We start from the raw sequence: 13,512 nt of genomic DNA, 5'->3' as shown, positions 1-13,512 counted from the left end.
CACACGTGACGGCGAGGGACTGATCCCCCTCCAGTGAGGCTAAGCCCAGGCGCTGCCCCTCGACGTTTTTAAACTCGAGGTCAGCCGGGATGATCTGGTCAAGCCAGTAGGCCGTCTCGTCGGAGTTGATTGCCTTATACCCCCAGCTTCTCTAGTGCGGCGAGCAGCACACAGGTGGCCACGCCATCCATGGCTGCCTCAACTTCTTCCTGCGGGGGCAGGGACGGAGCCAAGCGAATGTTGTGGTCCTTCTCGTCCTCGCCGTATGGGTACGCCGAACCAGCCTGGGTCAGGAGAATGCCGGCGTCACGGGCCAGCTCCCACACGCGGGTGGCGGTGCCCTCCATCACGTTGAGGGAGATGAAGTAGCCGCCCTTGGGGTGGGTCCAGTCCGCGATCTCATGGTGGGTGAGGTTCTTATCCAGGATGCGAAGAACCGCCTCGAACTTCGGCGCCAGCAGCGCAGCGTGGCGGCGCATAACCGCGCGCACGCCTTCGGCGGAACCGAAGAACTCGTAGTGCGCAAGCTGGTTGATCTTGTTCGGGCCAATGCCGCGGATACCGGCGTGCTCCAGGTACCACTCGAGGTTATCTTCGGAGGAACCGAAGAAGCTCACTCCGGAGCCAGCGAAGGTGATCTTCGACGACGAGGACATAGCCCAGAAGCGGTCCGGGTTTCCTTCCTGTTCCGCAATCTCCAAAATCGGCAGAACCTCCGGGAAGTCCTCGGTCAGTGTGTGCACGGCATAAGCGTTGTCCCACACGATGCGGAAGTCCGGTGCGCCGGTCTCCATCGCAGCGAGGCGGCGGGTCTTCTCTTCCGAGATGACGGCACCCGTGGGGTTGGAGAACATCGGCACAACCCACATGCCCTTAACCTGCGGGTCCTTGGCCAGCTCCTCGACTGCTTCGATGTCCGGGCCATCTTCTTCCATCGGCACCGAAATCAGCTCGAAGCCGAAGGACTCCGTGATGGCGAAGTGGCGGTCATATCCCGGGGTGGGGCAGATCCACTTGATGGTCTCTTCCTTGGACCACGGCTTCTCAGAGCTGTTGGTGCCGAAGGTGTAGGCCCACAGGATGAGGTCATACATGATGTTCAGGGAGGAAGAGTCCGCCGCAATGAGGAGCTCCGGATCCATGTTGGTGAGCTTGCCCCACAGATCGCGCAGCTCCTTGATGCCCTTCTGGTTGCCGTAGTTGCGCAGGTCATTACCCGCAGCATCGGTGTAGTGGCCGCGCCCCGGCAGAACGAGCAGATCGTTGGACAGATCAAGCTGCGCCTTGGACGGCTTACCGCGGGTCAAGTCAAGATCCAACCCCTCAGCCTTGAGGGCCTCGTAGTCCTTGCGCACCTGCGCGGCAAGCTCATCAAGCTCGGACTTTTCAAGATTAAGAAGAGACATCCGTCTTCCTTCCGGGACGTAGTGCGGACATATGGCAACCATACTAACGCCCCGTCACATCCCCCGTGTGAAAGCACACAAATAAAAAGGGGACCCCGCGCACCCGCCAGAGCCTCCTGACCCTTGCTGCATTCCTGCCCTGGGGGAGTTCAGAGGATGGACGCCACGCGGAATCCTGCGGTCTAGCCTAGCGCGCCTTGCTTGCCGACGCCAAACCGCTCCCCCACCACCCAGCTCCCCACTCCGCTTCCAAGCGCGCTTTCCGCCTCAAGCCACTACATCCTTAACTTTTTCGCCCTGACCTGGCGATTTTGCTTCATTAGGGGGCTCATGTAATGTTTTCCAGCGGAGGATTCGACTAGCGGCCTATGTCACACGCCTGGAACGCGTGCGGGAGTCACATCCCTCAGGGGTTCAAATCCCCTATCCTCCGCCACTGGGAAGTCCCCTGGATGTCATCATCCAGGGGACTTCTTCTTTATCCGAAGCCCCCGTTTCACCACGTATAGAACTCCGAAGCCCCCGTTTCACCACGTATAGAACTCCAAGATGTTTCCGTCTGGATCCGAAATGTAGGCGGAATAAGAACCCCATGGCATTTCCTTCGGTGAGGCAGAAGCCTCGCGATAGGAATCTGGAAGTTGACTCCAGTACTCGTCAACGTCCTCGACAGAAAACTGGATTACTGCTCCGCCGGGGGTTGCCGGACTAGTGTTAGTGGCTGAAGCAAAACCTGCAGAATCGAATACGCCAATTACGCTGTCATCAAACGACACTTCAAAATATCCTTCTCCAGCAGACAATGGCTTTACCTCGGAGTTCGGAAGTTGATGGTAAAACTCCCATGAGGCTTCGATATTGCGGGTCAAGATCGTCAAATGATCGAATCGCATGATTGGAATAACCTTTCTCGCTGGGCCAAAGATTTGTTGCGATTATTCCAAATCCCCTTTGCACATGTGCGGTGTTAGGAATCGAGGCTATTGGATTCTTCATGCGGTGGCTTGAAGCCTTCAAGCAAAGGACCCAAAGTAAAGGCACCATTTGCGGGGACTAGGATGGAAAACCCCAGGTGATTGCATGCGGAGTTTCGCATAAGGTGCCAGTACTTTGGTTCCTTTGCAGCTGACGGAGGCGCCTCATCGAACGCCCACAGCTGCACGCCCCTAATCGAACTCGGGAGCCGCGAAACCGTCTTCCTTGAGCCACTCCACATGCGGCGGGGTGTTCATGCCCCACTCGGTGCGGGCAAGCAAGAAGGCCTCGTCCACCTCGACCTCGTCATAGCCGCCATCGCGCAGGTACTGGCGGAAACCGTTGGGACCAGGTTCTTTGATCCACAGCCAGACGTAGTCTTCCAGGGTGTGGTCGCCCAAGATGTCTTCCATGCCTTCTGGCAGCAGCTCACGCCCGGCGCGCACGCGCTCCTCCAAGTCAGCGTCGAAGAAGTCGTAGAGATAATCCAGGCCGTCTTCCAGCTGGGCGTACTCATAGGCGTCCATTGATTCGCTCCTCTCGCCCTCATTCTTAGTCACGGATCAGCACTCCCCTCAACTGTGTTTCTTTGCGCCGAGGGACATCCGGTCGACGTCGGCAAGCACTTCGTCCACAATCATCGGGTTGAATTCCCTATCGCGGCGCAGGCGCAGCAACTCTTGTTGGGCACCGGCGAGGGCTGTTCGCCGCGCCGCGAGGGCCACCTCACGGGCCTCGATGGCCATACGCAGACGAGTCGTAGCGTCCTCGCCATCCTCATCCTCACCGAGGCGATCCTCAAACCATCGGGCGATATTCGCCGCAATGTCGGGGTCCAGTTCCTCATACTTCGCGCGCATCGCAGCGATACCGGCTTTGCGCGCGCGGGAGGTAATGGTCGCGCGCATTTTATCCGTGGCTGCCTGCGAATACGTAGTGAGGTCGAGCTGACGCATAAGCCACGGCAGCAACAAGCCGGGAATCACCATGGTCATGAGCAGCACCACGAGGGCGATAACGGTCAACTCGTTATAGAAGCTCAAACCACTTGGAACAGACAGAACCAGCGCAAGAGTCACCAAACCGCGCATGCCGGACCACGTCATAAGCAGCACTTCCTGCAGGCGCTGCGGCGCCAGGCGTGGCTTCCCGCGGCGCCTATTAATGAGATAGAAGGCGTACATCCACACCAAGCGCACGAGGAAGGCAACAACGGACAGGATGACGCCGATGATGACCGCATGCCAGAGGTCCGCACCCGCGGCGTCGATGGCGCTGAACACGGTCAAGCCAATGAGGCCGAAAGCCACACCCGTGAAAAGTAGCTCGACGGTCTCCCAGAATGACTGGCCGGAGAGGCGGTCCTCCGCCTGAATCGGCGCGCGGGAGTGCAGTTCCACCGCGGCAATCACCACCGCGATGACACCGGAGGCACCGAGCTCCTCCGCGGCGATATACACGGCAAAAGGAATCACCCACGTCAAGGCGTTGCGAGCGATAACCTCGTGAACCGCGCCGACGAACCACGAAGACACGCGCCCCACGACGAGCCCGAGAATGGTGGCCACCGCCGCGGAGTAGAGGAAACTCGTCACCGCTTCCCCGGCATGCATCTCACCCGAGCTCGTCACGGCTTCCAGGGCGAGGTGGAAGGCCACAATAGACGCGGCATCATTGAACAGGCCTTCGATCTGCAGCACGGAAATGATGCGCCGCGGAATACCGGCAGGTTCTGCCACGGCCTCGACGGCCACCGGATCTGGCGGGGCAATCGCGGCACCGATAAGGATGGCGGCAGCGAGCCCCAAGCCCGGCATGAATGCGCGAGCGGTGAATCCCACCGCCAGGGTCGTAGCTACCACGAGCAGCACGGACAGCGCCAGGATGGTCATCCACTGTTCACGAATGACGCCCCACGATGTTCTCCTTGCCAGCGCCCACAACAATGGCGGCAAGAAGATGGGAAGAATGAGGTCAGCGGGCACGGAGAATTCAAATGTGCCATTCGAGAAAGTGGCGTACACCGAAACCGCCACCGCCGTAAGAATAGTCAAAAGCGCCGGCCAGGGAAGTCCTATTTTGTCCCCTACCGCCTTGACGATGACGGTCAACAGCATCAGGCCAATAAGGACAAGCAAAACTTCCATGCTGAGCTTCTCTCTCCGTTAAATTTTTTGTTCTCAGACTACCGCTGTACAGCCGGCGAGGGAGAGGAGTTACACAGCACCGTCCCAAACGAAGGCCTCTCGCGGCAGCTTCTCCGGCTGAAACTGATGGCGCAGTTCCTCTACTGAGGAAGCCTCATATCCCAAGGAACGAGCCAAGAGCTTGACGACGTCCCCCGCATCCCTACCGTGCCCATCGAGCAGCTGACGCAGGGTCACCGCCCCATCGCGCTTGGACAAACGCACACCCTCAGCGTTGAGCACGAGCGGCACGTGGACGAACTCCGGCTCCGGATAGCCCAGCTTGTGCGCCAGGTAGGCCTGGCGCGGGGCCGAAGACAGTAGATCATCACCGCGCACGATCTGATCGACGCCTTGGAAGGCATCATCAACAACAACCGCCAGGTTATAGGCCCAGTCCATGCCCTGGTTCGGATCCGCCGGGGGCTGGCCGCCACGGCGCAGGATGAAGTCATCCACCTCCCCGGTGTACTCGCCGGCGAGGGCATCGTGGATGGTGAAGGAGGAGGCGTCGGCGCGCAGGCGTATGGCGGGCACGCGGTTTTGGGCGGCGAGTTCGGCACGCTTGGCGGCCCGCTGATCGTCGCTAAGCGCGCGGCAGGTACCCGGGTACTGTCCTGGGATGGCGTGTGGGGCACGGGAGGCTTCCTGGATGTCCTTGCGCGAGCAATAGCACTCATAGGTGGGAAGCTGCGCGAGCGCCTCCTCATAAGCCGCGTAGCGATCCTGTTGGTAGATAACTTCCCCGTCCCAGTCCAAGCCGAGCGCGGCGAGGTCCTCCAGCTGGCGCTGCGCCGACTCCCGCGAGGAGCGCTGCGTGTCAATGTCCTCCACGCGCATAAGAAAGCGGCGCCCGCTGCTCCTGGCGTAGAGCCAAGCCAGCAACGCCGTGCGGAGGTTACCCAGATGCAGATCGCCGGACGGGCTCGGGGCATAGCGCCCGGCGGGGCTGAGAGAATCCATGCCCACCAGTCTACGAGGAGGCCCGCGCGCGTCGGAGTCCTCTACTAGAATCTCCCCCATGGCTTCTGACGCGACGTATCCCCTGCTTGATTCTGCCGACGCCGAGCGTATGCTCGCTTATGCGCGTGCCCAGGCGCCGGGGCTTTCTCTTCCCACCGTTGAGTCCGCCCACATTGACAAGCAGATCGACCGCGTGCTGTCCAACGACACGTTCCAAGGCTGTGCGGAGGATGCCGTCCCTGCCGCCCACTACTTGGAGGCGCGGGAGACACTTCGCGTGGCTGCTGGCACCATCGAGAACATCGACGATTCCCTCACCATTGCCTCGATTGGAGCGCTGACCGGGCAGCCGTCTCTCGTAGCTACTGGCTATACGCGTGTGGCCCGCGCATGGTTGGATAACGACAACACCGAAGAAGCAGAGAGATTTGCGGCCAAGGCAGCAGCGGCTGGTGACGACACCGCGCTGGGCGAGATCGCCGCAGCTCGCACCGCGGCCAGCCACAAGGATTTCTCCGAGTCCGCCCCCGCTAGCGAGAATGCATCAATCAGCCCCGACAGCACGACGTCGCTCTCGGATCTGCAGGAACTTCTAGATTTCGCAAAGAACGGCGATGCAAAGGCGCATGCGGCCGACTTCGTGGCTGTCAACGACGCTGTGACCGGAGGCAAATTCGACGGAGCGGGTGCCACGATGGCCGCAATCCTTCAAGCCATCCTCGAATCGGCCGTGGGCGCACTCTGGGCATCCAACTCTGCCGCCGACTGTGAACGCGTGGCTGCGCAGTCCTTCACCATCCTCTCCAACGCACGCAGCGACGAAGATTACCAGCAGCTCCCAGCGCCCATGCTGGCCCGCTTCTACAGCGATGCCGCACAACACTCCCCTGACGATGTAGAGCAGCGCGTGGCCTGCTTTGCCGCCGCTGCCCGCGAGTACCAACGTTGCGGCGACCTCGACGGTGAGCTGCACGCCCTCCTCAAGACCGTGGCCCTCGATGTTCGCCACCGCGATCCGGAGGAGGCCTACGACATCCTGGCCTCACGCTATGTGGACTCCACGAAGCTCAAGAGCCTCCCCGTAGCCGCCAAGTGGACCGTTCTGTATTCCGAGAGCCTGCGCACGCAGGCTCAGGACATGTTTAAATCCACCCAGGTGTTGCTCGACTTCTTGGAGAAGCACCCCGCGTCCCAGGCCACCACGTCTTCGGAGCAAAACGCCATGGCGGAGGTAGCTGAGCTTCTTGGGGATCGCTACACCGCCGCCAACGCGGCAGACCGCGCGCGCAACATGTATCACTTTGCGTTTAACCTGTTTGCCGCAGCGGGCAATTCCCGCGCGCTCGAGGAGCTGCGCAAGAAGGCCTAGGTTTGTGGCGTTTGTCCACCGAACCACTGCCGGTTCGCCGGCAACCACAGCAGAACGATGACTGCCGCGGAGACGATCGACGCGGGCATCACCGAACTCAGTGGAATGAGCAATACCACGATGGCGCTGATAGCGGTCAAGGCAATCCGCGCCGACTGCTGCGCGTGCAGCACATAGGTCGTGATGACACACACGAGAAGGACCAGCACGCCCAGCAGCACGCCGAGCTCCGTGGAGAGCTGGTCCGTACGGCTTACCGCGGCCGGGCTGTTCTCAAAGGCAACGAGCCGGCAGATGTTGTATACCGCGTAGCTCGTGATGAAGACCTCCAGCACCGCTGAGACCTTCAGCGGCCACGGTGCCCACTGCGCCTTCATATCGGCGGCACGGCGGGTCTGGCGAACAGAATCGCTGACCTGTCCAAAGCGATAGTCCGGCGTGATCCCGGCAGACGGGCCAAGCGGTGGTGTTCCTGGGGACTGCGGGCTGCCGAAAGTCATGACACGTCCTGCACAAAAACTCCGCGGCGGCTGAGCAGCCAGCGGATGGGATCCAGCACACGATAGGGCGCAATGCCGCTGCGCGCCAGCTGGCGGCCGGTCGGGGCCTCCCCTAAGGCGGAGACCACGAAGAAGCTGCCATCGCGCGGAGCTGCCGAATAGAGCTTGTTGATCAGATCGTTGGCGCCCAAGAAGCGCAACAGCGATTCAGCTTCGAGGTGAACCATCCAACGGTCCGAATCGCGGAAATTCCACCCGGTGTCGCGGCGGAAGGCAGCACCGCGGTTGGCCATGAGCTTCTTCCACCGCACGTCATCCACCTGCTCCAGCTTCTGCACGGTATCGAACTTGGAAATGGTCACCGCGAGCGGCGGCGGGGTCTCCGTATCGAGCAAATCCAGCAGGTTATCCAGGACCCGCAAAGAGTCCGCGCCCAGCTCACCAATGTTCGGGATCAGACCGTGGATAAAATCCTGAATCTGCTGCACGCGGAGCGGATCGAAGAGGAAAATCACCAAGTCCGCATGGGAGAAGAACGCGAGGTTCTCGCGGTCCGCTTCGTTTTCCGGAGGGTTCTCCAGGTCCTCGCCCGCCACGTCGCGGAAGACCAGGTAATTCATGCGCTCGTGGCCCTGCTCATCCGGCCACTTACCGAGTTCAAAAATCAGCGGATCGCGCTGGTAGGCGTCGGTAGCCACCGCACTTGGTGTGGGGTCCATGGCACGCATCTCCTCAAAGAGCGGCCGCTCATAGACCTCCGCGTAGCGCTCGCGCGTGGATTCATCCGCCGCTTGGACGGAGCGATTGTGCTTGTGCGCCAGCTGCTTGAGCTGCTTGATCATCACTGCGGTGTAGAGCGACTTACCGGAGTTACGCGCACCGGCCATGGCCACGCAATGCGTCACGGCGTCGGTCCATCCCTGCGGCAGCTCGCGGTTGGTGTACGGGCTCACCGTCACACCATCCTCGAGCGGTTTAAAGGTCCACGGGCAACGTGCCTGGCTCATTAGTTCCTCTCTTTCAGCATGGCGGTGACGCGATCGGTCAGTTCCGAAAGCTCCGTGTTGGCGCCGGTATCGAGCTGCTTGACGACGTCCCCGTCGATCACCGCGTACGCCACATGAGCTGGGGTTCCGTTGATGTGCGCAAGCTCCAACTCCTGGCGCCCGATGGCGCTCGTGATGAGCACGACGGTGGGCACCTGGGTGTCCAGCATGGAGGCCACGGGGGAATCGGTGACGTAGATGGCAAGAGAGGCTGTGGAAGCCACCGTCGGCCCACGCCACGGGCGCTGGCCGACGCGCTCCGCTCCGTTATCAATAACGCCCGCGATGAAGCGCGTGAGCTCGTCTACCTTATGGGTCTCGATGCTGTCCTGGCCGTCGGTGGCGCGGAAGTGCCGGAAGGCATCGGAAAGCGCATCGATGTATTTGGCGGCCGCCTCAACGATCTTTGGGGTGACGTTGACCTGCATGGAGGCGGAGCCATCGACGACCACGGTAACGGCATCGAGGCCAGCGACGTCCAGCTCCGCGCGGCGCATCTTGGAGCGCACCTCGCGGGCGGAGTCGGTAATTCCGGCGCCCTCAGTGGTGCCGAATGCTTCCAGACGGTAGCTGCCGGATTCCGCGGTGACCTCGGCGAGGCGCTCAGCGGAGTCCTCGGCGGCGTCGATAAGCACGCGCGGGAACGTCACCGAGTCGCCCGCGTTGCTCACCGTCAGGCGCACCTCGCTGCGCAGGCCGAACGTCCCGCCCCGCTTGGGGCGCACGACGATGGTGGCGCGCTCAGGCAAGGAGTGCACCATGAGGGAGAGATCGTGGACGCGCACGGCGTCAACGCCCTCCCCCAGGATCGCCAGCTCCATCGAGGCGCCGCCGGTTCCCATCTCGAAGGCTTCGACGCGCAGGATGCCGTCTGAGCCGATGCGGCGGGACTCGCCGTCCCGCAGTGTGTATTTAGCCATGACGCTTCTTTCCTTCTCTTACCTTCCGTGGAATCCCGTGTTTCGCCCGTGCTCACCGAGAATGCTGGGAGGTACTCCTCGGTCTGACCACGCGGTGCGCTGTGCAAAGGGTGTTGGACCCGGTTGCTGCTGCATGGGGGCTGAGTGCTCCCCAAGCAAGCGCGCCGTAGCGTCCAGCAACATGGCGACGCGCCCCGTGGCATAGCGCTCGCAATGCTCCAGCGCGATGACTCCCGCAAAGTGCGTAGCGGTGAGGTATCCGATGCGCTCGAGCTCGCGGTTCTCCCAGGGCTGCAGAGCATCCTCTGCCAAGAGGTTGAAATCCCGCGGGAAGTAGAAAACCCAGGAGGCAACAATCGCGGACATCAGCAGCTTGTCCATCCCCTCACCCAAGGAGGATTTGTCGAGGTAGGCCAACTGGATTGAGCGACCACGGTTAATATCCAAGTGCTCGATCCACCAGCGCGGATCGAATTCCCTGAGCTTACGTTTTTCCTCCGCAGTAAGCCGAGGAGCGAAAGCATTCAACTCCCTTGAGCATGCATCGCAGCGCGAGACTTCCTCCGCTTCCACTTCAGTTTTTTCAATAGTTACTTCGCTAGGTTCAAAGGGATTCTCCATCTTCAAAGCCATATTCTGTGGACCCCTATTGTCTTTCGACAACCGCTCTAGCTCAGCTGTTTCGTGCTCTTCGAATGGAGACTGGTCGAGAATCAAATCGCGTTCTTGATTCGTCCACAGATTTTCATGGTCCGCAGGTGAATTCTGTAATTCACTCTCATATTGCCTTCGCATGGGATCAGGATGCCCTTGACTATTTTCGACAGACACTTGCTTAACCACCATTTTCTATCTCCGTTGAGTGTTGCCCGGAAACTTGAATCCCATTAGGCCAAAGGCTTCAGCGCCCTGTTCCCTGGAATTCGAGAAATGCGAGTTCTGTTGAAGGGCTTGGTTGCGGAATCCGTTTTCTCGCTGTGCCATCTTGACGACGACATCATTTAGCACTTCCGCGGCCAGACCTTGAGCATGCCGTTCTGATTTTTGTAGTGGAAATACTCCCGAAAAAAGGTCCACTGTGAGATTAACGATGTGTTCCAAATCAGAGCCACTCCACCTTCTTAGAGCATCAAAAGCAAGAAGGTTGAAATAGGGCGGGAAATAAAACGCCCAGGATGCCACGACCGCAGCCATTAGCCGTTTGTCTAAGCCACCAGACAAATCTCTCATATCCAAATACGCAAGCTGAATTGACCGACCAACGTTCGTACCAAGATGCTGAATCCACCAGTACGCATTGAAGTGCACTAAATTCTGGTACTCATCTCCGCTCAGCGATGGGACGAAGGCGTTTCCTCCATTGCTTACGGGGCGTGCGTTAGAAGCTACGTCTCTCCCATCAGTGTTTTGCACCTCCTGAGGATTAGCCGAACTATCTGCCGGGTTTTGCGCGATTTCTGAATCAACTGATGAGGCGCCTGCCTGAGCAAATGGGTTCTCCTGCGACGTGCTCGGCTCAGGCGCATCGAGGGGATTCGTCGGAATAGCCGCAGAGCCATGACCCGAGAGCGCAAAAGGTGAGGAGTCTGCAACAGGCGCTCCGAAATCAGCCGGATCCTTGCCCCAGGAATCATCAAAGCTCGGTGTGGTGGCCTGCTCGAGCGTGCTGCTGGCCGCAGCACCCAGCTCAGCCTGCTCCTCCTGTGGCTCCGGGGCCACAGCCTCAGCTTCTTCCGCAGCACGTGCTTCATAAGCGCTGACGTCTGGCAGGGCTTCATCAAGCGCAAACACGACTGGATTGCCGGGGATCGCTGTCTCCGCTAGACGCTGCTTCTCGCTGGGCGGTACCACTAGCATGGTGGATGTGCTCAGCGGGAACTCATTAATGGCAGCTGCCTTCTCAAACGTGGAGAACCCGAAACCGTCCTCTCCCACCTCGCGGGCGGTGGCGGCAATCCACAACGCAGCTTGGTTGTCGGGCGCTACGAGAATGACTAAGCCATTGCGAGAGTTCAACACCTTCGCCATGGCAGATACCAATGCGCGGTTGAAGGTTGGGTTCGGGTTTGGGCTCACCGCTTTGAACGGCGCGGGAAGCTTGTCCGGGTGGCGGAACTCCCCATCGAGGAATTCCTCCAGCAGCACATCCGAGTGCAGCGGGCCGCGCGCCGAGATCTCCTCCGGTATCTGCACCTTATCCACCTCATAGATGGAAAAGGGAGCTGGAACGTCAGGAGAAAACAGGACCGTCGCCGGTGCCGGTGGGGTTCCTGTGCGCGAAATCGACGTGTAGGTGAAGACGTTGCCGCCGCGGCCGGTCGCATCCAGCCCGGCAGGGACAGACACCATGGTGACCCACTTTTCAGCCTCAGGAGTCAACGCGAAAACCGCGGTACGGCGGACCAGCTCCGCGCGCTGCTGGGCGGAGGGAAAATCCGGGATCGTCGTGCCGTTGTTGAGCGATGTCGGTACGAAGGACACCAGCTCAGCCAGCTCCTCCTGGGTGATATCGCCGGCTTTCTGCCCTACTCCCCAGCCACCGGCGCGGCCGTTGGCGCGGGAGAATGATGCATAGCTAAAAGCGCCGCCCATACCTACTGGCCCCCTTGGTAGTACTGGTCCTGGCTGTAATCTAGACCGTAATTCTGCTGGTCATAGCTCTGCTGTTCATACTGTTGCTGACCGTAGTTCTGGTCATAGTGGGGAGTCTGATTCTGCATTGGTGGGTACAGCACCAGCCTGTAGGACACATCGCCTTCCACCACTACGGCTTTATCCAGTGCGCTCAGCGTGGGGGCGGGGTCGCTGTAGCTTTCGGAGAAACTGCTGAAGGCATCCTGCCCGCCGAAGCTATCGAAAGAACTATCAACGTGGCTGTCAAAGCCCTCAACCGCAAAGAGGCGGATAAAGCCCCCGCGCTGGACGTGCTCACCAATTGACACCGTGAAATCCGGATGCTGCCCACGCATCGGACCTAAACCATGAGCAACGTGCGTGGTGCTCTGCAGGTTGGTCTCCACGATGCCAAGCGCCTCGCCGTCTTCGGGGAAAAGCGGCAGACGGTCAGCACGGTAGACCACCTGGCAGGAGAACTGGCGCTTATCACCGTTACCCAAGCTCCAGAGGAACACCCGGACCTGGCCTTGGGAGTAATCGACCTCGAAGTCATACGTCACCGGGCGCAGACCCTCGTACTGAATCACACGTTCTTCTCCCTCGGTGCGCTTACCGGCGAAGACCGCATAGGGCCGCAGCCGCACGGTATCGCCGTGCTGATCCAGGTGCAGGCGGATGCCTCCCTGGAGGTCGTAGTCTTCCTCACGAATCTGATCGTGCTCGCGGTTGGTGGAGTACTCCACGGCGGTCGCGCCCTTCGGCCAGTCGAAAGTAACGAGCTGGCTATCCACGCGTTCAATCAGCCGGAACTGGTCATCCTCGATGGACTGCACGCGCTGCAACACCTTGGATTCACCGACCCAGGCATCAGCGTCGTTGAAGTTCACTGGGGTGATATAGACCTCGTACCAATCCGGCGGCCACGGCACCGTCGTGGTTTGGAAGGAGCCCGGCTCAGACACGCCGCGGGTCTCGCTGATAGCACTCGACAACGCACTTTCGACATACGTCTTCGGCACCGCCGACGTACGCAGATCCGCCTGCGGGGCGGTCGGCGTGAGATAGATCTTTACCTCACCGGTCTTGGGCGAATACCAGTCCACCTCAATGGAATCTTGGCCATAGTCACTGCGCCGCTCGCAGCGTGAAAGCTCCAGCTTTTCAAGCTCGCTAGCCAGCTTCACCGAACGCTGAACGGCAACCTCGTCCTGGCTCTGCTCGGTAGCGCCGTGAAACTCCGCTTGGCCCAGCAGGGAAATGACCACGGTCTGCCCGGCTTCCTGCACCGGAATGGTGGCCTTGCGCCCGCTGCTGTCCACGTCTTGTTCGAAGCGCGGTGACAGCTTTTCCTTCTCACTATCCCGGCACGCATAAACCATGGCGCTCGAGTGTCCCGGCAGCAGGTCCCAGGACACTTGGATAGCACCCTTGATAGTGGAAACCTGGACGTTGACCGGTGGGAAAACCACGCCGGTGTCTCCCATAAAGACCGGCTGGCTGTTGATGAGCTCACGAAGGTCCCGGCCCTTGT

The 13,512-nt window shown here is 60.3% G+C and carries 11 protein-coding genes, 1 tRNA gene, 1 other RNA gene and 1 pseudogene; 2 read left to right on the top strand and 12 right to left on the bottom strand.

Annotation, left to right across the window (positions count from 1 at the left end; genetic code table 11):
- Window positions 1–134 precede the first annotated feature (134 nt).
- Window positions 135–1,406, bottom strand: a complete 1,272-nt coding sequence (locus tag HWX44_RS11445) for an aminotransferase class I/II-fold pyridoxal phosphate-dependent enzyme (protein ID WP_046648836.1) — start codon at window positions 1,404–1,406, stop codon at window positions 135–137.
- 81 nt (window positions 1,407–1,487) lie between these two features.
- An RNA gene (gene ffs / locus HWX44_RS11440) (signal recognition particle sRNA small type) lies at window positions 1,488–1,586 on the bottom strand.
- 167 nt (window positions 1,587–1,753) lie between these two features.
- On the opposite strand from ffs, the gene HWX44_RS11435 reads away from it, so the two are divergent.
- A tRNA-Ser gene (locus tag HWX44_RS11435) sits at window positions 1,754–1,842 on the top strand.
- Window positions 1,843–1,933: 91 nt separating this feature from the next.
- Here the strand turns inward: HWX44_RS11435 and HWX44_RS11430 are convergent.
- The 4 genes from HWX44_RS11430 to gluQRS all read right to left on the bottom strand — a co-directional run bounded on the left by HWX44_RS11430 (window position 1,934) and on the right by gluQRS (window position 5,530).
- Entirely contained in the window at window positions 1,934–2,299 is a 366-nt protein-coding gene (locus tag HWX44_RS11430; RefSeq protein WP_175974744.1) for a VOC family protein, read from the bottom strand.
- Window positions 2,300–2,572: 273 nt separating this feature from the next.
- The gene (locus tag HWX44_RS11425) at window positions 2,573–2,908 is read right to left on the bottom strand and encodes a hypothetical protein (protein ID WP_175974864.1); all 336 of its coding nucleotides are present in this window, start codon (window positions 2,906–2,908) and stop codon (window positions 2,573–2,575) included.
- Window positions 2,909–2,956: 48 nt separating this feature from the next.
- The gene (locus HWX44_RS11420) at window positions 2,957–4,528 is read right to left on the bottom strand and encodes a cation:proton antiporter (protein ID WP_049157810.1); all 1,572 of its coding nucleotides are present in this window, start codon (window positions 4,526–4,528) and stop codon (window positions 2,957–2,959) included.
- A 69-nt stretch (window positions 4,529–4,597) separates the two neighbouring features.
- Complete coding sequence (gene gluQRS / locus HWX44_RS11415) at window positions 4,598–5,530, bottom strand: tRNA glutamyl-Q(34) synthetase GluQRS (RefSeq protein WP_175974742.1); 933 nt, start codon at window positions 5,528–5,530, stop codon at window positions 4,598–4,600.
- A 58-nt stretch (window positions 5,531–5,588) separates the two neighbouring features.
- Here gluQRS and HWX44_RS11410 point away from each other — a divergent pair, with 58 nt between their 5' ends.
- The gene (locus tag HWX44_RS11410; RefSeq protein WP_175974740.1) at window positions 5,589–6,899 is read left to right on the top strand and encodes a hypothetical protein; all 1,311 of its coding nucleotides are present in this window, start codon (window positions 5,589–5,591) and stop codon (window positions 6,897–6,899) included.
- Here the strand turns inward: HWX44_RS11410 and HWX44_RS11405 are convergent.
- The 6 genes and pseudogenes from HWX44_RS11405 to HWX44_RS11380 all read right to left on the bottom strand — a co-directional run.
- Window positions 6,896–7,399, bottom strand: a complete 504-nt coding sequence (locus tag HWX44_RS11405) for a hypothetical protein (protein ID WP_175974738.1) — start codon at window positions 7,397–7,399, stop codon at window positions 6,896–6,898. The two genes, HWX44_RS11410 and HWX44_RS11405, sit on opposite strands and share 4 nt — an antisense overlap.
- Window positions 7,396–8,406, bottom strand: coding sequence for a TRAFAC clade GTPase domain-containing protein (locus HWX44_RS11400; RefSeq protein WP_175974736.1), 1,011 nt, complete (start codon window positions 8,404–8,406; stop codon window positions 7,396–7,398). The genes HWX44_RS11405 and HWX44_RS11400 overlap by 4 nt, the downstream gene beginning before the upstream one ends.
- The gene (locus tag HWX44_RS11395; protein ID WP_175974734.1) at window positions 8,406–9,365 is read right to left on the bottom strand and encodes a hypothetical protein; all 960 of its coding nucleotides are present in this window, start codon (window positions 9,363–9,365) and stop codon (window positions 8,406–8,408) included. The genes HWX44_RS11400 and HWX44_RS11395 overlap by 1 nt, the downstream gene beginning before the upstream one ends.
- A gap of 18 nt (window positions 9,366–9,383) precedes the next feature.
- On the bottom strand, window positions 9,384–9,893 hold the full coding sequence (locus HWX44_RS11390) for a hypothetical protein (RefSeq protein ID WP_254868214.1): 510 nt from the start codon (window positions 9,891–9,893) through the stop codon (window positions 9,384–9,386).
- Window positions 9,894–10,214: 321 nt separating this feature from the next.
- Entirely contained in the window at window positions 10,215–11,957 is a 1,743-nt protein-coding gene (locus tag HWX44_RS11385; protein ID WP_254868212.1) for a GAP1-N2 domain-containing protein, read from the bottom strand.
- A gap of 2 nt (window positions 11,958–11,959) precedes the next feature.
- Window positions 11,960–13,512: pseudogene (locus tag HWX44_RS11380) on the bottom strand (hypothetical protein); the annotation flags it as partial.

It is taken from the genome of Corynebacterium sp. Marseille-Q2823 (assembly GCF_903645345.1).
Classification (GTDB): domain Bacteria; phylum Actinomycetota; class Actinomycetes; order Mycobacteriales; family Mycobacteriaceae; genus Corynebacterium; species Corynebacterium hiratae.
The sequence above is the reverse complement of the archived record's forward strand: the minus strand, read 5'-3'. Positions and strand labels throughout refer to the sequence as shown.

Excerpts from the sequence above, each read along its gene's own strand:
- HWX44_RS11410 (WP_175974740.1), top strand. The coding sequence starts at position 5,589 with ATGGCTTCTGACGCGACGTATCCCCTGCTTGATTCTGCCGACGCCGAG.
- HWX44_RS11445 (WP_046648836.1), bottom strand. The coding sequence starts at position 1,406 with ATGTCTCTTCTTAATCTTGAAAAGTCCGAGCTTGATGAGCTTGCCGCG.
- HWX44_RS11430 (WP_175974744.1), bottom strand. The coding sequence starts at position 2,299 with ATGCGATTCGATCATTTGACGATCTTGACCCGCAATATCGAAGCCTCA.
- HWX44_RS11420 (WP_049157810.1), bottom strand. The coding sequence starts at position 4,528 with ATGGAAGTTTTGCTTGTCCTTATTGGCCTGATGCTGTTGACCGTCATC.
- HWX44_RS11400 (WP_175974736.1), bottom strand. The coding sequence starts at position 8,406 with ATGAGCCAGGCACGTTGCCCGTGGACCTTTAAACCGCTCGAGGATGGT.
- HWX44_RS11405 (WP_175974738.1), bottom strand. The coding sequence starts at position 7,399 with ATGACTTTCGGCAGCCCGCAGTCCCCAGGAACACCACCGCTTGGCCCG.
- HWX44_RS11395 (WP_175974734.1), bottom strand. The coding sequence starts at position 9,365 with ATGGCTAAATACACACTGCGGGACGGCGAGTCCCGCCGCATCGGCTCA.
- HWX44_RS11425 (WP_175974864.1), bottom strand. The coding sequence starts at position 2,908 with ATGGACGCCTATGAGTACGCCCAGCTGGAAGACGGCCTGGATTATCTC.
- gluQRS (WP_175974742.1), bottom strand. The coding sequence starts at position 5,530 with ATGGATTCTCTCAGCCCCGCCGGGCGCTATGCCCCGAGCCCGTCCGGC.
- HWX44_RS11385 (WP_254868212.1), bottom strand. The coding sequence starts at position 11,957 with ATGGGCGGCGCTTTTAGCTATGCATCATTCTCCCGCGCCAACGGCCGC.